Source organism: Robiginitalea sp. SC105, assembly GCF_014243345.1.
In the GTDB taxonomy this organism is placed as follows: Bacteria; Bacteroidota; Bacteroidia; order Flavobacteriales; family Flavobacteriaceae; genus Robiginitalea.
Genome location: NZ_JACLZF010000002.1, coordinates 480,962 through 499,760 on the forward strand (window position 1 = coordinate 480,962; position 18,799 = coordinate 499,760).

Here is an 18,799-nt window from a genome sequence, read left to right on the forward strand (position 1 = left end):
TATAAATATGATAAGATAGGGGCCGGGTGTGTGGCAACTCGGATGCAATTCCTATTTTTGCCCCAGTATTTCAGCAAAGTTCTTTACATGCTAACGAGAAGGCAAATCCGGGTGAAAGTCATGCAGTGCATCTACGCTATCACCCTGTCGCGCGACGGTTCCCTGGAGAAGCAGGAAAAATTCCTGAAACTAAGTATCGGGCAAACCTTTACATTATATATCCTGATGCTGGGTCTGTTGCGGGAGATCTACCTGATGGCCGCTTCCCACCATGAAAAAGGCCAGACCAAATACCTGAAGCACGACCCCTCCGGCCTCCCCGGCCCCGAAGCCCTGGCAGCGAACAGCGTCCTCCGGTACCTCGGGGAGCACAGCGGCCTGAAAGCGGCCATCGAAAAGCGAAAACTCCGGCAGTGGTACCTCAATGAGGAATACGTAAAGATCGTTTTCCGCCAGATCGCCGAAAGCCCGGAATACGCGGACTATGCCAGTGGAAGCACGGACTGGGAAACCGACCGGGACTTTGTGCTTGCCGTATTCCGGGAAATAATCGCACCCAATGAAAAAATCTACGAATTCCTGGAGGATGAGGGGATCACCTGGGTGGACGACATTCCCCTGGTGAATACCTTTATTGTCAAGCGCCTGGCCAAATTGAAGGAAGGCACCCCGGACGCCTACCTGCTGCCTCCCCTGCTCAAGAATTCGGAGGATATGGAATTCGCCATGGAACTCCTGCGGAAAACCCTGCTCAGGAACGAAGACCTGGAACAGGAAATTGAGGGGAAGACGCCAAACTGGGACAAGGAGCGCATTGCCGATATCGACGGGATCCTGCTGAAGATGGGGATTGCCGAGTTGCTTTATTTTCCCTCCATCCCGGAACGGGTCACCATCAACGAGTACCTGGAAATTGCCAAGGAATACTCCACCCCAAAGAGCAGTATCTTTATCAACGGCATCCTGGACAAGCTCATCCGGGATTACCGGGAGGCCGGGAAACTTAAAAAAACCGGTCGCGGACTGTTGTAATCAAATAATACTTATTTTTGCATCTAATTAATTAAAAAATAGCATAATCATGAGAAAAGCGACAGTATTCCTAAGTGTGCTTGCAATAGCCGCCTTGTCTTCATGCAAGGATAAAGCTTCGGAGAAGATCAATGCGGAGAACGTGGAAGTTGCCGCCCAGCGGGACGAGGCTTCCAAAAGCATGGCCGCCATCACCTTCGACAACAAAGAATTCGACTTCGGAACCATTGAACAGGGTACCCCCCAGGAGACTTCCTTTGTATTCACCAACACCGGGAATGCCCCTCTGATTATTACCAATACGACCGCCAGCTGCGGATGCACCACGCCGGACGCCCCCATCAACCAGCCGATCGCTCCGGGGGAGAAAGGCGAGATCAAGGTTCGCTTCAACGGGAGCGGCAGCGGGCAGGTAACCAAAACGGTCACCGTGATGGCGAATACCGCCACCGGCCAGGAGATGCTCCGCATCAAAGCCTTCGTAAACCCCAAGGCGGGTGGAACGGCTGCGGTCGGTCCGGTCAAGAACTAACAAGCAGTTAAAACAACAACGGAATGAGTGACCAAATCGGGCAGTTTTTGCCCATGATCCTGATTTTTGCAGTGGCGTATTTTTTTATGATCCGCCCGCAGATGAAACGCCAGAAGGACGAAAAGAAATTTGCCAAGGCCCTTAAAAAGGGCGACAAGATCGTTACCAAAAGCGGATTGTACGGCAAGGTCGTGGACCTGAACGACAAGGATTTTTCCTGCATAATCGAAACCATGGCGGGCCGCATGAAATTTGACCGTTCGGCCATTTCCATGGAGATGAGCAAAAAGGCCAACGAGGCCAAGGAGTAGGGAACACCTTCCGAATTCCAACTTTCAAACGCCGGTTTATCCGGCGTTTTTTTATGCCCGGCCAAATCTGTACCTTGTTTCCATATTCGAAACCTTTACACCATGGTAACGCGCAGAAAATTTATCCGCAATGGGGCCCTGGGGGCTACTGCCACCGCCGCAGCTCTGTCTATCCCGGCACCACTCTGGAGCCGGGGCTCCCGTATCCTCGGGGCTAATGACCGTATCCGGGTCGGTTTGATCGGGTGCAACGGCATGGGTTTTTCGGACCTCAGTTCCATCCTGAAGTTGCCCGATGTGGAAGTGGCGGCCCTTTGCGACGTAGACCAGGGGGTCCTGGACCGCCGCATCGCCCAGCTCACCGAAGCCGGGCACCCGAAACCGAAGCGATACGGGGATTACCGGAAGCTACTGGGGGAAAAGGACATCGATGTGGTGCTCATCGGGACGCCGGACCACTGGCATTGCCGGCAGTTGCTGGATGCCCTGGAAGCCGGAAAGGACGTATACTGCGAAAAACCCATCGCGAACTCTATTGAGGAATGCGACCGGATGCTGCAGGCGGTCAATTCCAGTGGCCGGATGGTGCAAATCGGACAGTGGCAGCGCAGCCAACCCCATTTTGTGGATGCCATTTCCTTTTTGCGGACCGGGGCCCTGGGCCCGGTGCGACTCGTTAAGGCCTGGGCCTACCAGGGCTGGATGCAGCCGGTGCCGAACCTCCCGGACGGCCCGGCACCTGAGGGCGTGGATTACGATATGTGGCTGGGGCCTGCCCCCATGCGCCCGTTTAATCCGAACCGGTTCCATTTTAATTTCCGCTGGTTCTGGGATTATGCGGGCGGGCTGATGACCGACTGGGGGGTCCACCTGATCGATTACGCGCTTTACGGCATGGAAGCCACCGACCCGAAATCGGTGCTGGCCTCCGGGGGTAAATTCGCCTATGCCGATGACGCATCGGAAACCCCGGACACGCTGCAGACGGTCTACGAATTTGAAGGTTTCAACCTGCTCTGGGAACACGCCACGGGAATTGACGGCGGGAACTACGGACGCAACCACGGTATCGCCTTCATCGGGAACAATGGCACCCTGGTGCTCGACCGGGGCGGTTGGGAAGTAATCCCCGAAGTGGGACACGAAAGCTGGAGGCAGCTTCCGGACCAGCCCAAAATGGAAGCAATCCCCTTGCGCACCGCAGCCGGCAGTGGCCTGGACCTGCACACCCAGAATTTTGTGGAAGCGGTCCGCAACCGGGATTCAGGCATCCTGAAGGCCCCCATCGAGGTGGGTTATCATGCGGCCCGGGTCTCGCATATGGGGAACATCGCCTATAAGACGGGGAAAAAGCTGCACTGGGATGCCCTGCAGGCAGCCTTTACAGATGCGGAGGCCAATGCCCTGATGCAGGCCACCTACCACAATGGATGGGAATTGAAATGATCTTTAAAGGGTCTGGGCACTTTCGGCCACACTGGCCGGTTGGTCCGCCGCGGAGTCCCCGGAGATGAAATACATCTTCATCATCCCTTTATTCTTGACGTGGATCATCCCCCTGAATTCGCAATCAAAATGATCACGGACCAACTGGTAGGTTTCTTCTGAAAGGTTGATGCGGCCCGGAAGCGAGCAGGATTCCATGCGGGAGGCGATGTTCACCGTATCCCCCCAGATGTCGTAGGCGAACTTTTTGGTACCCACCACCCCGGCTACCACAGGGCCCGAATTGATGCCCACCCGAACGTCGAACCCCTCCATTTTCAGGGAAGGGCCCTGTTTCACCGTTGCCACAAATTCCTTGAATGCCAGGGCGGCCCGTACGATGTTTACGGCATGGTCCTCCGAAGGAAAAGGCAGGCCCCCGGCGCACATGTAGCAATCCCCCATGGTCTTGATCTTCTCAAGGCCGAATTGTTCGGTGATCTTGTCGAATTCCGAGAAATAGTAATCCACCGTCATCACCAGATCCTCGGGGCTCATGTTTTCGGAGTGCCGGGTAAAACCCTCGAAATCCGCAAAAAGGACGCTGACCGATTCAAAGCGCTGTGCCCTCACTTTTCCGTATTCCTTGAGCTCTTCAGCGGTTCCCTCGGGGAGGATATTCCGGAGCAGCGCATCGGAACGCGATTTCTCGCGGGCGATGATGGCGCTGGTGGTTTTGATATAATTATAGCGGCGGTATAGGCCATAGGCTACCAGAAAAGCGACGACCAGGACACCAATCCCGATAATGATGACCGCCTTCTGGCGTTTTTCCTTGAGTTGCTGGATGAGGGCTTCCTTTTCCAGCAGGTCCACCTCGCTCTGTTTGCGTGCAATTTCAAAGTCATTCCGGATTCGCGCCATTTGCTGCACATGCCCCAGGTTGTTGATGCTGTCTTTATAGATCGTGTAATTCTTAAAATGGTAGAGCGCCTCTGATGGGTTACCCCGGGCTTCATGGATTTCGGCGAGCTGGAAGCTCGCTTCACTGATCTGTTCCTTCAGGTTGTACTGCTGGCCTATCTCAAGGCTGGATTTTGCATACTGAAGGGCGGCATCCAGGTTTCCTGTATTAAGGTAGGTCCGGGAGACGAAGGGCAGGAAGGCAGCTATGCCATAGGTGTCGTTTTCGGCCTCCAGGATTTCCAGGGATTCCATCAATTTGGAAAGGGCCTGCTCGTTTTTGCCCTGGGCGCTGTAAACCATCCCGACCGAACCCAGGTAGTAAGCGATGCCGAGGTCATATCCCAGGGCTTTGAAAACCTGTCCGGATTCTTCAAACAGGATCAGGGCGGAATCCAGCTTCCCCTGCTTGTAGTATTCATCCCCCGTATTGGACAGGGCAGAGGCGAGGTATACCGAGTCCTGCTGGTCGGATGGGTTTCGGAGGATTTCAATGGCCCGCGTATAGTACCGCCGGGCATTCCGCGTATTCTTCATGAGGGAATAGATGTCCGCTACGGTGAGATAGGCCGTTCCCAGGTCAGCATCCGAATCCAGTACGATGGCTAGTTCGGCGGATCGGAAATATTCCTCCAGCGCCTCGGAATAATCCCCCAAAATCCGAAGTGCATTGCCGCGCAAGCGATGGCCCTTCATCTCCCAAAGCGCAGAGTCCTGCCTTTTGGCTACCTCGATCAGCCAATCGGCATACAGGATTTTCTTTTCGGGATCTTCAATATCGTATGAGAGTTCCTCCAGGATTACCAGGCTGTCGGCCGGTTGGAAATCCCCATAGATAAAAGCCGATTCCAGGCTGTCCGTGGCCCGGATTTCCTGTCCATAACAGGGCGCAGCCATGAATGCAATGAATGCCAGGAAAACCCACAGGAATCCCGCCTGCGGCAAAAGAGAGGTATATGTGTGCAATCGGCCTTTCATATCAGGCAACCGGTCAGCCACCGGTTTGGCTATCGGACAATAATTTTCGGATCGATGTTAAAGACCCCGCCGCGCTCTTCTCCGTTGCTTAAGATGCGGAACGTCAACTTGTATTTATAGGGGACTCCGTTCTCGGTACCATTCAGGACACGTCCTGTTACTACGCCGTTCTCACCGGGCAGCCTGTTTTGCCCGAAAATATCCCTTCCTCCCTTGTCCCCTTCGTGGTTGATGGATTCGATTACCACCATGTCGTTGGGGTTCGAGGTAGACTGACCCCTCCAGACTACAAAATCCCCTACGCTCGTCGTAATGGTATACTCCTCGTTGGGAATCTCCGGATCCTGCCCAAAGTTGCAATAGTCGTTGACGTTAGGATTCTGTATTTCGCCTGTGTTTACATAGAGGACGACCTCATGAGTAGTTCCCTGTGAATAAGCGGGTTGGGCCAGCATCAAGAGGAAAATCGGTATCAGGAAGCGGGCGAATTGTAATGATTTCATAGGTGTTCAAAGTTTATTTGGTTAAAGACCAATAAGATACGGCAAAAAACCTTCGGAATTGCAAGCAGCTTTGGCATTTGACGGATTCAGCAATTCCGGTATTTATCGTTGAGTCCGATACCCCTTTCAATCATTGGCAGAATTTTCTGTAACCTGCGTTTTCGTGTAGCGTCCTTTTTGGCAGTTTCGATATATTCTGCGTAATCCCGCTGCTTGTAAGGAGGAAGGGCTTCAAATGCCTTTTTAGTGGCGGCATTGGCGGCCAGGGACACTTTGAGTTCTGTAGGAAGGGTCGTTTTCGTATACTTTGCAGGTGAGAGTTTCAGCCCTTTCCGCGCATTGGCAATGGCTTCCTGTACATAGGCCGTTATGCCCTGGCGATCCATATTGTCCAAAGACGTGAATTTCCAGTGCCGCATGGCCCTGGTCTTGCCTTCCTGGGCATTTTCCAGCACTCCCAGGGGATCCGACAGGAACACCCCATTGAAGAACCAGATGCCGAAGTGATTCGTATGGGCCACTACCCCTACCACGTTCTCCCCGCCCAGTGTATATACCGGAAAGCACCATTTGTAGGTTTCCTTTAGTCCGGTAGCCCGAACCAGGTCCCGGAGGATCGCAATCCCCTCTTTGAAAGGGCCTTCTTTTTCGAAATAGGCGGCTACGCGGTCGGATTTTTCCATTGGTCCGGCGGTTTTGCAGCAGTAAGTTCGCAAATTTTTACGATAACTTCAACCGCCTTTACCATACTCTCCACCGGGATGTATTCGTATTTCCCGTGGAAATTGTGGCCCCCTGCAAAAATATTCGGGCAGGGGAGTCCCATATAACTCAATTGGGAACCATCCGTGCCGCCCCGGATCGGCTTGATGATGGGCGCCACACCCACCAAGCGCATGGCCTCTTCGGCAACTTCCACGATCGGGAACACCGGCATGATCCGCTCCTTCATATTGTAGTACTGGTCCTCGATCTGTACATCGATCCGCGTTTTCCTTTCCTGACCGGTCTCATGGGCCAACTTCCTGAGCAGTTCCTTCCGGGCCTCAAACTTGCTGCGGTCGTGGTCGCGGATAATCAGTTCGGCCCGGGCTTCCTCGATCTGCCCCTCAAAATGGTGCAGGTGAAAAAATCCTTCCCGCCCGCTGGTCTTTTCCGGCACTTCCTTCCCGGGTAATTTCATAAGCGTTGCCTGGAGTGCGGTAATCGCATTGACCAGTTTGTCCTTTGCATATCCCGGGTGTACGCTGGTTCCGTGTGCCGTCAGGATGGCCTTTGCCGCATTGAAATTTTCGTATTCCAGTTCCCCTACCTGGCTGCCGTCCACGGTGTACGCCCACTCGGCCCCGAATGCCTCCACATCAAAATGGTGGGCCCCCCGGCCGATTTCCTCGTCCGGCGTGAAGCCGATCCGAATGGTCCCGTGCGGAATTTCCGGATGTTTCAACAGGTATTCCATGGCCGTTAGGATTTCGGCAATCCCGGCCTTGTCATCGGCCCCGAGCAGCGTGGTGCCATCCGTGACGATCAGGGTCTGGCCCCGGTAATTCCCCAGTTCGGGGAAATAGTCCGGCGACAGTACAATCTCCTGTTCCCGGTTCAGTACGATTTCCCCCCCGTCGTAGTTTTCCACCAGTCTGGGGTTGACGCCTGTTCCGCTGAAATCCGGGCTGGTATCAAAGTGGGAGATGAATCCTATTACGGGGAGATCCCCGGAAGCAGTCGGCGGCAGGGTGGCCGTAATGTAGGCCTTTTCGTCAATCCGGACATCTTTCAGGCCCATTTCCTCCATTTCACGGACCAGCCGCCGCGCCAGCTCCCACTGCTTTTCAGTGCTCGGGGTCGATTTGGAATCCGGGTTGCTCTGGGTGTCGATACGGACGTAGCGCAGGAAGCGTTCAGTTGGCGATAACATATACTATTTGTCTGAAATGGGAGTTAGTATTAGGAACAAGCCCGGGACAAAGGCGATCCGCCGGGTTCCCGGGATGAATGCAAAGAAAGATGATCTACAGAATTCTGACAACCTTGTGCCTCATTTTCTGGATGTTTCCGGCATCGGCCCAGGAATGCGCCCTGGGGGTGGGTGGAAAGGATACCGACCTGATCGTCCTGGTATTCCAGCTCAGTGAGACCCAGCAGGAGAAACTGCGTCTATGGACGGAGGAACTGGAGGCCAAGAATGCCGAGCTGCAGGCAAAGGCCAAACAGCTGCTGCAGACACAACCCCAGAGTACCACCGAAGAAGTGGAAGTGCTCGGCGCCAAATACCGGGAGATCAAAGAGGTGATGCTCGCCAATTCCCTCCACTATGACCGGTTGTTGCTGGGTACATTCAACGAATTGCAGTACCAGACCTACGTGGAACTCTGCCAGGAGGTTTTCCGTTCCCCCATGGCCCCGGAAGAAGCTACGAGCAATAGGCCCGGGGGGCAGGAATAGCCAGAGGAAGACTTTCCCGGAATTCCCTTGGTAATGCGGTATGGAAGTTCGTAATTTTGGCGAAATTCCCGCCCCGCATGTACAAATACCTGCTTCGGCCCGTATTGTTCCTCTTCGACCCCGAGCGGGTACACCACCTGTCCTTTTCTGCCATCCGGCTGATGCACAGGTTGGGATTCGGAATGATTTTCCGCTGGCTCTATTGTGTGCGCGACCCCCGGTTGGAGCGGGAGGTTTTTGGCCTGAAGTTTCCCAATCCGGTGGGCCTGGCCGCGGGCTTTGACAAGGATGCGCTCCTCTTCAACGAACTCTCGAACTTTGGTTTCGGCTTTGTCGAAATCGGGACACTGACCCCCAAGGCGCAGGCCGGCAATCCCCCCAAACGCCTTTTCCGGCTGCGTGCCGATCAGGCAATCATCAACCGTATGGGCTTTAACAACCGCGGCGTATTTCAGGCCGCTGAGCGCCTGGCCGGCCCGAAACGCGTACTGATTGGCGGGAACATCGGCAAAAACAAGGCAACCCCTAACCAGGAGGCGGTCAAGGATTACATGATCTGTTTTGAAGCCCTGTTTCCGCACGTGGACTATTTTGTCGTCAATGTGAGTTCCCCGAATACCCCGGGTTTGCGGGAATTACAGGAAAAAAAGCCGCTCACCGAACTCCTGCGCGTCATGCGGAGGGAAAATTCCAAGTGCGCCCAAATAAACGGGTGTGCGGAAAAGCCCCTGTTGCTTAAAATCGCCCCGGACCTCACCGATGCCCAGTTAAGGGATATCATCGATATTGTACGGGAAACCGGCATCGACGGAGTGATTGCCACCAACACCACCATCTCCCGGGAAGGCCTGAAGTCCGATATGTACATGCAGGAGGAAACGGGGGGGCTCAGCGGTCGCCCGCTCCGTAAGCGGGCCACCGAAGTGATCCGGTTCCTGGTACGGGAAGGAAGGGGGGAGTTTCCGGTAATCGGGGTGGGCGGCATACACTCCGCGGAGGATGCCCTGGAAAAACTGGAAGCCGGCGCCAGCCTCGTCCAGATCTGGACCGGGTTCGTATACGAAGGCCCTGCGCTCGTCCGGCGGATCAATAAGCGGCTGCTGGAAAAAGCCTAGTATTTCCGGAGCAGGTAGGTCCGCTTGAATTTCTTAAACAAATCGACATGCAGGTAAAGTGCCTGGTGCTTCACGTTGAGTTTGGTCTTGAACCGGCGGGATGCATTATTGAGGTATTCCGTTACACTGTAGCAGACAGCTACTCCCTGCTCCTCCAGATACTCATAACATTTATAGCGCAGGTAAGGAGCCAGTTTTTTACCTCGGAAGTTTTCAAACGTATACATGTTTTCTAGGTAGGCCTCCCCAGGCTTTAATTTAAATACCTTCCCATTCAGTGTGAATTGGTTGAATCGGATCATCATGAAGGCGGCTAATTGATCGTTTTGGAATAATCCAAGCGCATCATAGGGTGAGTTGGGATTCTCTTTTAGATCCTTTGTACTGTATTTAAGGCTTCCGAAGATTTCGTGAAGGTGGCCCTTTTCCAGTTTTTTTACACTGTAGGGTGTCTGGGCTTGCCCCAGGGTGGGTTCCGAACAGAAATTTAGTCCTTCCCTTTCAATCCAATACGGGTTGAGGTTAATTTTTAGCCGAAGCAACAGGTTGCGGATACTGAACAGGATCATCCCATGGCGCATCCTGTACCAGATCAGCTTCACCTTATAGTAACGGCTTGCTTCCTTGCGTTTGGAGGTATTTGAAGAGAGGGTCATTGCCGGCCGTATTTTCCATTGCCTGCCTGAAGGTTCAGAATTTTACGGAATTCGGAAGCAGACATCAAGTTCCTTTCATTGGCTGCAGCCAGCGTATGGATACGCTCAAGCAACTCTGAATTGGTTGCTAGTTTCCTCCGACCAGCATCGTACCAGATATTGTCTTCCAGACCAATTCGGACTCCTCCGTCCATGGCGATGGAAATGGAATTCATTTTCAACTGGGCTTCCCCGATGCCGGCAAGGCTCCAGTAGGAACCTTCAGGTAATTCACTGATCATCAGGCCGGCCTGCATTAAGTTCGCCTGGGCGCACGCAATGTTGCCTAGCAAGAGGTTGAAATAATACGGAGGTTCGATGAGTTGCTTTTTCTCCAGGTATTTGGCATAATTTATCATCCCGATGTCGAAGGCTTCCAACTCCGGGACAATCCCCCGCTCCTTCATGGTTCGGGCCAGATCCTGTATCATCTGCGGAGAGTTTACGCTGGCCGTGCGATTAAAGTTCAGTGAACTCAGTGTCAGGCTTCCCATATCGGGTTTCAGGTCACCATCGAGAAAAAGCGGATCAGCCCTTTGGGCGAGTTCCTTGAAATTCCTGCCGCTCAGGGAGACACATATTACCAGTTCTGGCGCATACTTGCGAATCCCCTCAATAATTTTTCCGTAAAGCTCCTTCTTATAGGTTGGTTCCCCTGTTTTTGCATCCCGTGCATGCAGGTGGACCATGGTAATGCCGATTTCCCATGCCTTGAGTACATCTTCGACAATTTCCGAAATACCCACAGGAACATGAGGCGTCATTTCCTTGGTGGGGATCATCCCCGTGGGCGTAAAATTGATGATGAGCGGGAATTGCATATGGCTTTTTACCTGTAAGTTCCTGTAAGTTTAAGGTAAGATTCTGAAATAGTAGAATTCCCGGGATGTACTGATATTAAAATCAGATGAATACCGGCCTCTGCAAATATCCTTTTCTCTCTTGAAGATTTATTTTTTCGGGGAATCCGCCCAATAATCCACCACCAGCACGTCTTCAATATGGGGACCCGCAAGGTCGCCGAATGCCTTGTGTGCAGGGTGGGGGAGGTAAGTGTCCCGGTCCTCCTCGCTGTAAAAAGTGAGTAAAAAGCAGTGTGTAAATCCTTTGTTATGGCCTTCCGGGCTGTTGTTCAGCCCCCATTCAAATCCCTTGATTTCGGGGATAGGTCCCTGGAGGGCTTCCAGGGCATTGCAGATCTCTGCAACTTTTGTTTCCGGGGTGCCTTCCTTAAAGCTGAACAGTACTACATGCCGCAGGATGCGATCAGGCGGGTCGGATGCTTCCTGTCCCCGGGAACCCTGGATCCCTGAGCTGATAACCACGCAAAACAGGAGGCTTTTTAAAATTGGTTTCATGGGTGAAAATTTTCAGTAAGGTACTAAAAAGCGCCCCACTTTAGATCGGCCCGAACCCATTTCGTTCCGGGAATTAATGGTAATTTTAGACCACTGGAATACCATTATGGCCGAACAGGTTAAAATCGTGGAGTGTCCACGGGATGCGATGCAGGGAATCAGGGATTTCATTCCCACCGAGGCCAAAATCCGCTATTTACAGGCCCTGTTGGGATGCGGGTTCGACACGCTGGACTTCGGAAGTTTTGTCTCTCCCAAGGCGATCCCCCAGATGGCCGATACAGCCGAGGTGCTGGCGGGGCTTGACCTGAGCCGCAGCCGGACCAGGCTCCTGGCCATCGTGGCCAACCTGCGCGGGGCACAGGATGCGGTGAAGCACCCTGAGATCCGTTATCTGGGCTACCCGTTCTCCATTTCGGAGAATTTCCAGATGCGCAACACGCATAAAACCATTTCCGAATCGATCACTGTACTCTCCGACATCCTCGAACTGGCCCACCGGAACAACAAAGAGGTAGTCACCTACATTTCCATGGGGTTTGGCAATCCCTACGGGGATCCCTGGGATGCCGGTATTGTGTCGGACTGGACCCGGCGGTTGGTGGACATGGGGGTAGGGATCCTTTCCCTTTCGGACACCATCGGGAGTTCCGATCCACAGACCATTTCCCACCTGTTTACCGAACTCATCCCAAAGCACCCGGAGGTCGAATTCGGGGCGCACCTGCATACCCATCCCAGGAGCTGGCACGAAAAGGTACATGCTGCCTGGGAAGCCGGATGCCGGCGCTTTGATGGCGCCGTTCAGGGCTTTGGGGGCTGCCCCATGGCCAAGGACGAGCTGACCGGCAACATGCCCACGGAAAAATTGCTTTCCTATTTCACCTCCCGCCAGGCGGAGACGGGCGTGCGCTGGATGGCCTTTGAAGCGGCTTACAACAAGGCTACAGAACTCTTTTCGGCCTATCACTGACCTGGGGATGAGGCAGGGCATAAGCGCCCCGGATTTTTTCAGGAACCCATACAGGCGGGGATGCCCGCCCGCCTAAATGTTAAAATTCAAACTCTTATTTAGAATAAGATTAAATAATCTTTGGAGGCTGCTTTGTGGTGATTATATTTGTCCTGCAATTTTTATTCATACTAATTCTAAATAACGAATGAGTCGTTTTATATACCTCCTGTTTGCAGCCGCTTTCCTTTTCTGTTCCTGCACTTCCGACGATAACAACCCGGGGGTTGGTGAAAATATCATTGTTCCCGTTACCTATTCCTTTGAGAGAAATGGCGTTTCCACCGTCGATTTCAGCGGGCAGACCACCCGCCTGCTCATGGGGGAGGAACTTGGGGATGCTCTAAAGGATCCTGCCCGGACCCTGGGGGAGCTTCGCGCCATGTACGGGCACCAGGCAGGTAACGCGGATTTCGGTAACGCGGACCTGAATGCTTCCGACAAAAACCTCAAATCAAAAACTGCTGCATCCGCCGACTACTACACTGCCAACGCTGCCGAACAGGCCGAAGTCCGAGCGGATTTTGAGAATTGGATCGAAGCCCAGGTCACTGAGGTATATCCCAACTGGAACAACCTGGCAACCCCCGGGCAGGCCGGGCAGCTGGCCGACGGTACATCGACGCGGTACGTGGATGCCAGGGGGCTGGAAATGGACCAATTGGTGCTCAAGGGCATGCTCGGGGCCGTGATGACGGACCAGGCCCTGAACAACTACCTGAGCGAACAGGTCCTGGATGCGGGGAGCAACAGGGCCGACCAGGAAGCTGGTGTACCCGAAGCGGGCAAGTCCTATGCGACGATGGAACATAAATGGGATGAGGCCTACGGGTATGTTTATGGATTGAATGCGGACCCGGCTAATCCCAACCAGGACCTGGGAGCAGATGAGTTCCTCAACAAATATGTGGGGCGCGTCGAAAGCGACCCGGACTTTTCCGGGATCGCCGAAGACCTGTTCCAGGCTTTCAAACTGGGCCGTGCTGCCCTGGTTGGCGGCGATTATGAACTCCGCGACGAGCAGGCAGAATTAATCCGCGAAAAAATTTCAGAAATCATCGGTATACGGGCAGTATATTACCTGATCGCGGCAAAAACGGAACTGGAGAAACCCGAGCCCTCCTTCGGCACCGTTTTCCATGACCTTTCGGAAGCTTACGGGTTTATCTACAGCCTGCAGTTTACCCGGAAACCGGATGCGGCAGCACCCTATTTCAGCCGGGCCGAGGTAGGGATGTTCCTCGATGACCTAATGGACGATGGCCCCAACGGATTATGGGATGTCGAACCCCTGACCCTGGAGGAGCTGGCCGGCAGCATTGCCTCCCGTTTTGAATTCACCGTTTCCCAGGCAGGCAGTTAATTGTATTCCTGCCCAGGATTAATGACCCGACCGCCAGATTGTAAGTTATGTATCGCGTTAAAACACCCTTTGCAATGAAAAAATCCATCCTTCTGCTCCTTGTACTGGCAGCAACCCTCTACGCCTGTTCGTCGGGTTCCACCGACCCGGATGGCGCGGGCAACGGCCCGGGCGGGAATGAAGTCCGTTTCGACCGGAGTGCCATGCTCGCGAACTGGGCAGACAATATCATCCTGCCTTCCTACAATGCCTTCCTGTCCAGCCATGCCAACCTGTCGGCGGCGATGCAAACGTTCCGGGCCAACCCGACCCTTGAAAACCTCGTTGGGCTGCGCGAAAGCTGGCGGGCCTCCTACAAAAGCTGGCAACGGGTCGACTTGTTCGAAATCGGGCCCGCAGAAGAGGTGGGCCTGAGGCTGCAGGTGAATACCTACCCGGCCGATGTAGCGCTGATCGAATCACATGTGGCGGGCGGTTCCTACGACCTGGACCTGCCTTCAAACAGGGATTCCAAAGGGTTCCCGGCCCTGGATTACCTGCTGAATGGCCTGGGGGCTGACGATGCGGAAATCCTCCAGAAATTTATGGATGAACCTGCCTATGCCGCCTACGCGGCAGACCTGATCGACGATATCGGTGCCCGCGTGAGCGGGGTCGTTTCTGTCTGGAACAATGGGTACCGGGACAGTTTTGTTGCGGCGGACGGGGCTACGGCCACGGCCAGCGTGGACCGCTATGTCAATGACTTTATCTTTTATTACGAGCGGTTCCTGCGCGCCGGCAAACTGGGGATCCCCCTCGGTGTTTTTACGGGCACCCCGGCACCCGAGACCCTGGAATCCTATTATCTCGAGGGCCTGGCCAACGAGTTGTTCCTGGAAGGCCTTGACGCCGTCCGGGATTTCTTTAACGGCCGGCACTTCGGGAGTACAACCCAGGGGGAAAGCCTGGCTTCCTACCTGCGGGCGCTGAATACCGTAAAAGGGGGGGAGGCCCTGGATGCGCGAATCAATGCCCAGTTCAACGCGGCCCGTACCCTGGTCAGCGGTTTGGGCAGTTTCCAATCGGAAATCCTGATGAACAACCCCCCGATAGACATGCTCCAGGCGTACGATGAGGTACAGGCAGCCGTGCCGCTCCTGAAGGTAGACATGGTTTCGGCCATGAGCATTTCCATCGACTTTGTAGATGCCGACGGGGACTGATGCGCGGGTTTCTGGAGGCATATTGCGAAAAATCGATCCAGGCCGCCCCATTGGCGGTCTTTCGCATTCTTTTTGGCCTGATGATGTTTGCGGGTATCGTACGCTTCTGGGCCTATGGCTGGATTGAGGCACGCTACCTGGATCCCGCCCTTCATTTTACCTATTATGGTTTTGAATGGGTGCAGCCCCTGGGGAACTGGACCTATTTGCTTTTCGTCCTCTGCGGAGCTTCCGCCCTGATGATTGCCCTGGGCTGGAAGTACCGCCTGGCCTCCGTCCTTTTTTTCCTGTCCTTTACCTACATTGAATTGATGGACAAGACCACCTACCTGAACCATTACTATTTTATAAGCCTGGTGGCATTTCTGATGATTTTCCTCCCCGCAAACGCCTATTTCAGCCTGGATGCCCGCTCGGAAAAATACCGCTTCCAGCGGGTCCCTGCCTGGACCGTGGACAGTATCAAACTGCTGCTCGCCCTGGTCTATATCCACGCGGGCCTGGCCAAGATCAATTCGGATTGGCTCCTGGAGGCCATGCCCCTGAAGATCTGGCTGCCGGCCCGGACCGGTATGCCGTTGATCGGTGGCCTGATGGGAAAGGAGTGGGTGCACTATGCCTTCAGTTGGGCAGGGATGCTCTATGACCTGAGTATCCCGTTCCTGTTGCTCTGGCGTCCCTCCCGGTGGCTGGCACTGGCACTTGTAGTCGTTTTCCACACCCTTACGGCTGTGCTTTTCCCCATCGGGCTGTTTCCCTATGTGATGATCGTCTCAGTCCTTGTTTTTTTCGAGCCCCGGCTGCACCACCGGCTGTTGCAGGGGCTCTCCAATGTACTGGGCATCCGCAAGAGCCGCTTTGACAACGGCCGGGAATGGCGGCCCGGCAGTGTCATGGCGAACCGCTTCCGCATGGGGGTCCTGGGGCTCTTCTTTATCTGGCAATTGCTTCTTCCCTGGCGTTACCTTTGCTATCCCGGTGAACTTTTCTGGACGGAGGAGGGTTTCCGGTTTTCCTGGCGGGTCATGCTTATGGAAAAAACCGGTTACGCCCAGTTCAAGGTGGTGGAAAATGCTACCGGCAAGTGGTACTATGTAAACAATGCCGACTTCCTGACACCTTTCCAGGAAAAGCAAATGGGTTTCCAACCGGATTTTATCCTGGAATACGCCCGTTACCTGAAAGGGCATTTTGAAGCCCGGGGGGGTCAGGAAGTCGCCGTGTACGTGGATTGCTTCGTTTCCCTGAACGGGCGCCCCAGCCAGCGGTATATCGACCCGGGGGTGGACCTGGGACGGGAAAAAGAATCGTTTAGTCACAAAACCTGGATACTCCCATTCAATGATGAAATCAAAGGCCTTTAAATTAGTCCTGGTACTCCTCCTGAGCCAGGCAACATTTGCCCAATATACCCTGGAAGGCACGGTTTCTACCGGGTCGGGCGAACCCCTTGCTGGGGCGGAAGTTTATCTCCGTGGCCCCGGGATGTTGCAACCTACGGGCGCTGATGGCAGTTTCCGGTTTGAGGACCTGCCAGCGGGCAATTATTCCCTGGTGGCCTTCGCCTATGGCTACCGTGTCCTGGAACAACAGGTCGCGCTGGCCACCAACCAGCGCCTCAGCCTGGAACTGGAGCTGCTGGGGGAAGAACTGCCGGAAGTGGTAGTTACCCGCGAAAGGGAACAGGTGCAGGCGCTCCAGCGGTTGAAAACCGTTGAGGGTACCGCCATTTATTCGGGTAAAAAATCGGAAGTGGTATTGGTGGAAAACCTCACGGCCAACCTGGCGGCCAACAACCCCCGCCAGATCTACAGCCAGGTAGTGGGATTGAACATCTTCGACTATGGGGACGGGGGCCTGCAACTGAATATCGGTGGCCGGGGCCTGGACCCGAACCGGACCGCGAACTTCAACGTTCGCCAGAACGGCTATGATATCAGTGCGGATGCCCTGGGATACCCGGAAAGCTATTATTCACCGCCAGCTGAGGCCCTGCGGCAAATACAGGTAGTAAGGGGGGCAGCCTCCCTCCAGTACGGCCCCCAGTTCGGGGGTCTCCTGAATTTTAAATTCAAGGCTCCGAACCCGGAGAAAAAAGTGGAGTGGGTATCCCGGCAGACAGCCGGTTCCTACGACCTGCTCACGAGTTTCAACAGCCTTTCCGGCACCATGGGCCCATTGAATTACTACACCTACTTCAATTACAAGGAAGGCAGCGGATTCCGCCCGAACTCCGAATTCAGCAGCCGGAACTACCACGGCCACTTTGGTTACACCCTGTCTGACAGGACCCGGGTGAGTTTCGAAGTTTCCCTGATGAATTACCTGGCCCGGCAGCCGGGCGGGCTTACCGACGCCCAGTTCCTGGAGGACCCCGAATTCAGCAACCGGGAGCGCAACTGGTTCCGTGTGGACTGGAACCTGTTTGCGGTCATCCTGGAGCACCGGATCAATGAACGTACCGATTTCAGCCTGAACCTTTTTACACTGGATGCTTCCCGGGAGGCCCTGGGTTTCCGGACCAACCGGGTATCCCAGCCGGACGACCCGGACGAGCCCCGGGAGCTGCTCCGGGACGAATTCCTCAACTGGGGGGCGGAAGCCCGGTTCCTGACGCGCTACCTCATCGGCGGCCGCGATGCCGTGTTGCTGCTGGGGAGCAAATACTACCAGACGGACAACGAGCAGCGCCAGGGTCCCGGTTCTGCGGCTACCGGGCCGGATTTTGAATTTGCCGCGGCACAATTCCCCGACTATGAACGCCAATCGGAGTTCCGCTTCCCAAACCTGAACCTGGCACTCTTCGGGGAGCATATTTTCCCCCTCTCTGATCGCGTCCGGGTAACCCCCGGTTTCCGGTTTGAATATATCAAAACCGAGAGCCTCGGGAGTTACCGGAATATAGTCCTGGACCTGGCGGGCAATCCGCTGCTGAACGAATCGGTGGAGGATAACCGGACCTTTGAAAGGAGCTTCCTGCTCCTGGGGGTAGGGGGCACCTTTTCCCTCGGGCCGGAAACCGAATTGTATGCGAACATCTCCCAGAACTACCGGTCGGTGACCTTCAACGATATCCGCGTGGTCAACCCCAGCTACCAGGTAGACCCCGATATCCGGGATGAAAGCGGCTTTACGGCGGATGCCGGCTTCCGCGGCAATGTATCCGACTGGTTCAAGTACGATGTCAGCCTGTTTGGGCTGCTGTACGACGACCGCCTCGGGGAGATTCTGAAAAATGAAACGCGCACAAACGCCTCGGGGCAGGAAGTAGAGACCGGACGGGTGGTCCGGTTCCGTGGGAATATCGGTACAGCCTTCATTTACGGGGCGGAACTCTTCGGGGAGGCATCCGTCTGGCCCTTGCTTTTTGGGGAGGACGGGAATACGCGGCTGAGCGTGTATGCCAACCTGGCCCTTTCCGGATCGCGCTATACGGATTCCCAGGAGAACAACGTCGAAGGGAACCAGGTGGAGTTTATCCCGGCAGTCAACCTGAAATCCGGGCTCCGTTTCGGTACCGGGGATTTCCTGGCCAGCCTCCAGTACACCTACCTTTCCAGGCAGTTCACGGATGCGACCAATGCCCCCCGCGACCCTGGGGACAACCAACGGGGCATTGAAGGCGCCATCCCGGCCTATCAGGTGGTCGACCTGTCCCTGTCCTATGGCCTGGGCCGGTTCCGCCTGGAGGCCGGCATCAACAACCTGCTGGACGCTTCCTATTTCACGCGCCGGGCTACCGGTTATCCCGGGCCGGGAATTATCCCGGCCGAGCCGCTGACCTTTTATACGGGCCTGCAGTTCCGCCTCTAGATGCGCTGGCTGGAAGGAAGACTGCGGTCGTGCCCGGCCTGCCGGCAACCAC

Annotated in this window: 18 protein-coding genes; 11 read left to right on the plus strand and 7 right to left on the minus strand. The window is 54.8% G+C overall.

The features are described from left to right. Positions 1–87: 87 nt before the first annotated feature. The 4 genes from nusB to H7F20_RS11310 all read left to right on the plus strand — a co-directional run bounded on the left by nusB (position 88) and on the right by H7F20_RS11310 (position 3,321). Positions 88–1,032 (plus strand): transcription antitermination factor NusB, encoded by a 945-nt coding sequence (gene nusB, locus H7F20_RS11295; protein ID WP_185786287.1) that lies wholly within the window; start codon positions 88–90, stop codon positions 1,030–1,032. Positions 1,033–1,081: 49 nt separating this feature from the next. Beyond that, on the plus strand, positions 1,082–1,564 hold the full coding sequence (locus H7F20_RS11300; RefSeq protein WP_185786288.1) for a DUF1573 domain-containing protein: 483 nt from the start codon (positions 1,082–1,084) through the stop codon (positions 1,562–1,564). A gap of 23 nt (positions 1,565–1,587) precedes the next feature. Beyond that, on the plus strand, positions 1,588–1,875 hold the full coding sequence (gene yajC, locus H7F20_RS11305; RefSeq protein ID WP_185786289.1) for a preprotein translocase subunit YajC: 288 nt from the start codon (positions 1,588–1,590) through the stop codon (positions 1,873–1,875). 102 nt (positions 1,876–1,977) lie between these two features. Next, positions 1,978–3,321 (plus strand): Gfo/Idh/MocA family protein, encoded by a 1,344-nt coding sequence (locus H7F20_RS11310; RefSeq protein WP_185786290.1) that lies wholly within the window; start codon positions 1,978–1,980, stop codon positions 3,319–3,321. Between the two features lie 3 nt (positions 3,322–3,324). On the opposite strand, the gene H7F20_RS11315 is transcribed toward H7F20_RS11310, so the two are convergent. The 4 genes from H7F20_RS11315 to pepT form a co-directional block, all read right to left on the minus strand. Then, a complete protein-coding gene (locus H7F20_RS11315) occupies positions 3,325–5,160 on the minus strand; it encodes an adenylate/guanylate cyclase domain-containing protein (RefSeq protein ID WP_221898767.1) in 1,836 nt (611 codons plus the stop codon). Between the two features lie 110 nt (positions 5,161–5,270). Further along, positions 5,271–5,744 (minus strand): hypothetical protein, encoded by a 474-nt coding sequence (locus H7F20_RS11320; RefSeq protein ID WP_185786292.1) that lies wholly within the window; start codon positions 5,742–5,744, stop codon positions 5,271–5,273. A gap of 86 nt (positions 5,745–5,830) precedes the next feature. Beyond that, positions 5,831–6,427: a YdeI family protein gene (locus tag H7F20_RS11325; RefSeq protein ID WP_185786293.1), complete on the minus strand. Its 597-nt coding sequence runs from the start codon at positions 6,425–6,427 to the stop codon at positions 5,831–5,833. Beyond that, positions 6,406–7,659, minus strand: coding sequence for a peptidase T (pepT, locus tag H7F20_RS11330; RefSeq protein ID WP_185786294.1), 1,254 nt, complete (start codon positions 7,657–7,659; stop codon positions 6,406–6,408). The genes H7F20_RS11325 and pepT overlap by 22 nt, the downstream gene beginning before the upstream one ends. An 89-nt stretch (positions 7,660–7,748) precedes the next feature. Here pepT and H7F20_RS11335 point away from each other — a divergent pair, with 89 nt between their 5' ends. Together H7F20_RS11335 and H7F20_RS11340 are read left to right on the plus strand one after the other, a co-directional pair. Continuing rightward, positions 7,749–8,186, plus strand: a complete 438-nt coding sequence (locus H7F20_RS11335; protein ID WP_185786295.1) for a hypothetical protein — start codon at positions 7,749–7,751, stop codon at positions 8,184–8,186. Between the two features lie 77 nt (positions 8,187–8,263). Then, positions 8,264–9,301, plus strand: a complete 1,038-nt coding sequence (locus H7F20_RS11340; protein WP_185786296.1) for a quinone-dependent dihydroorotate dehydrogenase — start codon at positions 8,264–8,266, stop codon at positions 9,299–9,301. Here H7F20_RS11340 and H7F20_RS11345 read toward each other — a convergent pair. The 3 genes from H7F20_RS11345 to H7F20_RS11355 all read right to left on the minus strand — a co-directional run bounded on the left by H7F20_RS11345 (position 9,298) and on the right by H7F20_RS11355 (position 11,354). Next, positions 9,298–9,957, minus strand: a complete 660-nt coding sequence (locus H7F20_RS11345) for a GNAT family N-acetyltransferase (protein ID WP_185786297.1) — start codon at positions 9,955–9,957, stop codon at positions 9,298–9,300. The two genes, H7F20_RS11340 and H7F20_RS11345, sit on opposite strands and share 4 nt — an antisense overlap. Next, complete coding sequence (locus H7F20_RS11350) at positions 9,954–10,817, minus strand: 3-keto-5-aminohexanoate cleavage protein (protein ID WP_185786298.1); 864 nt, start codon at positions 10,815–10,817, stop codon at positions 9,954–9,956. Before H7F20_RS11350 ends, H7F20_RS11345 begins: the two co-directional genes overlap by 4 nt. A 129-nt stretch (positions 10,818–10,946) precedes the next feature. Further along, positions 10,947–11,354 (minus strand): Dabb family protein, encoded by a 408-nt coding sequence (locus H7F20_RS11355; protein ID WP_185786299.1) that lies wholly within the window; start codon positions 11,352–11,354, stop codon positions 10,947–10,949. Between the two features lie 106 nt (positions 11,355–11,460). Between H7F20_RS11355 and H7F20_RS11360 the strand changes: the two genes are divergently transcribed. The 5 genes from H7F20_RS11360 to H7F20_RS11380 all read left to right on the plus strand — a co-directional run bounded on the left by H7F20_RS11360 (position 11,461) and on the right by H7F20_RS11380 (position 18,747). Next, the gene (locus H7F20_RS11360; RefSeq protein ID WP_185786300.1) at positions 11,461–12,327 is read left to right on the plus strand and encodes a hydroxymethylglutaryl-CoA lyase; all 867 of its coding nucleotides are present in this window, start codon (positions 11,461–11,463) and stop codon (positions 12,325–12,327) included. 187 nt (positions 12,328–12,514) lie between these two features. Then, positions 12,515–13,729 carry a DUF4856 domain-containing protein gene (locus tag H7F20_RS11365; RefSeq protein ID WP_185786301.1) on the plus strand — a complete coding sequence of 405 codons (1,215 nt, stop codon included), beginning with the start codon at positions 12,515–12,517 and terminating at the stop codon, positions 13,727–13,729. Positions 13,730–13,803: 74 nt separating this feature from the next. After that, positions 13,804–14,934: an imelysin family protein gene (locus tag H7F20_RS11370; RefSeq protein ID WP_185786302.1), complete on the plus strand. Its 1,131-nt coding sequence runs from the start codon at positions 13,804–13,806 to the stop codon at positions 14,932–14,934. Further along, positions 14,934–16,298 carry an HTTM domain-containing protein gene (locus tag H7F20_RS11375; protein ID WP_185786303.1) on the plus strand — a complete coding sequence of 455 codons (1,365 nt, stop codon included), beginning with the start codon at positions 14,934–14,936 and terminating at the stop codon, positions 16,296–16,298. The genes H7F20_RS11370 and H7F20_RS11375 overlap by 1 nt, the downstream gene beginning before the upstream one ends. Further along, positions 16,276–18,747, plus strand: a complete 2,472-nt coding sequence (locus H7F20_RS11380) for a carboxypeptidase regulatory-like domain-containing protein (protein ID WP_370588507.1) — start codon at positions 16,276–16,278, stop codon at positions 18,745–18,747. Before H7F20_RS11375 ends, H7F20_RS11380 begins: the two co-directional genes overlap by 23 nt. Positions 18,748–18,799 lie beyond the last annotated feature (52 nt).

Coding starts and splice junctions, on each gene's coding strand:
- nusB (WP_185786287.1), top strand. CDS start 88: ATGCTAACGAGAAGGCAAATCCGGGTGAAAGTCATGCAGTGCATCTAC.
- H7F20_RS11300 (WP_185786288.1), top strand. CDS start 1,082: ATGAGAAAAGCGACAGTATTCCTAAGTGTGCTTGCAATAGCCGCCTTG.
- yajC (WP_185786289.1), top strand. CDS start 1,588: ATGAGTGACCAAATCGGGCAGTTTTTGCCCATGATCCTGATTTTTGCA.
- H7F20_RS11310 (WP_185786290.1), top strand. CDS start 1,978: ATGGTAACGCGCAGAAAATTTATCCGCAATGGGGCCCTGGGGGCTACT.
- H7F20_RS11315 (WP_221898767.1), bottom strand. CDS start 5,160: ATGGCTGCGCCCTGTTATGGACAGGAAATCCGGGCCACGGACAGCCTG.
- H7F20_RS11320 (WP_185786292.1), bottom strand. CDS start 5,744: ATGAAATCATTACAATTCGCCCGCTTCCTGATACCGATTTTCCTCTTG.
- H7F20_RS11325 (WP_185786293.1), bottom strand. CDS start 6,427: ATGGAAAAATCCGACCGCGTAGCCGCCTATTTCGAAAAAGAAGGCCCT.
- pepT (WP_185786294.1), bottom strand. CDS start 7,659: ATGTTATCGCCAACTGAACGCTTCCTGCGCTACGTCCGTATCGACACC.
- H7F20_RS11335 (WP_185786295.1), top strand. CDS start 7,749: ATGATCTACAGAATTCTGACAACCTTGTGCCTCATTTTCTGGATGTTT.
- H7F20_RS11340 (WP_185786296.1), top strand. CDS start 8,264: ATGTACAAATACCTGCTTCGGCCCGTATTGTTCCTCTTCGACCCCGAG.
- H7F20_RS11345 (WP_185786297.1), bottom strand. CDS start 9,957: ATGACCCTCTCTTCAAATACCTCCAAACGCAAGGAAGCAAGCCGTTAC.
- H7F20_RS11350 (WP_185786298.1), bottom strand. CDS start 10,817: ATGCAATTCCCGCTCATCATCAATTTTACGCCCACGGGGATGATCCCC.
- H7F20_RS11355 (WP_185786299.1), bottom strand. CDS start 11,354: ATGAAACCAATTTTAAAAAGCCTCCTGTTTTGCGTGGTTATCAGCTCA.
- H7F20_RS11360 (WP_185786300.1), top strand. CDS start 11,461: ATGGCCGAACAGGTTAAAATCGTGGAGTGTCCACGGGATGCGATGCAG.
- H7F20_RS11365 (WP_185786301.1), top strand. CDS start 12,515: ATGAGTCGTTTTATATACCTCCTGTTTGCAGCCGCTTTCCTTTTCTGT.
- H7F20_RS11370 (WP_185786302.1), top strand. CDS start 13,804: ATGAAAAAATCCATCCTTCTGCTCCTTGTACTGGCAGCAACCCTCTAC.
- H7F20_RS11375 (WP_185786303.1), top strand. CDS start 14,934: ATGCGCGGGTTTCTGGAGGCATATTGCGAAAAATCGATCCAGGCCGCC.
- H7F20_RS11380 (WP_370588507.1), top strand. CDS start 16,276: ATGATGAAATCAAAGGCCTTTAAATTAGTCCTGGTACTCCTCCTGAGC.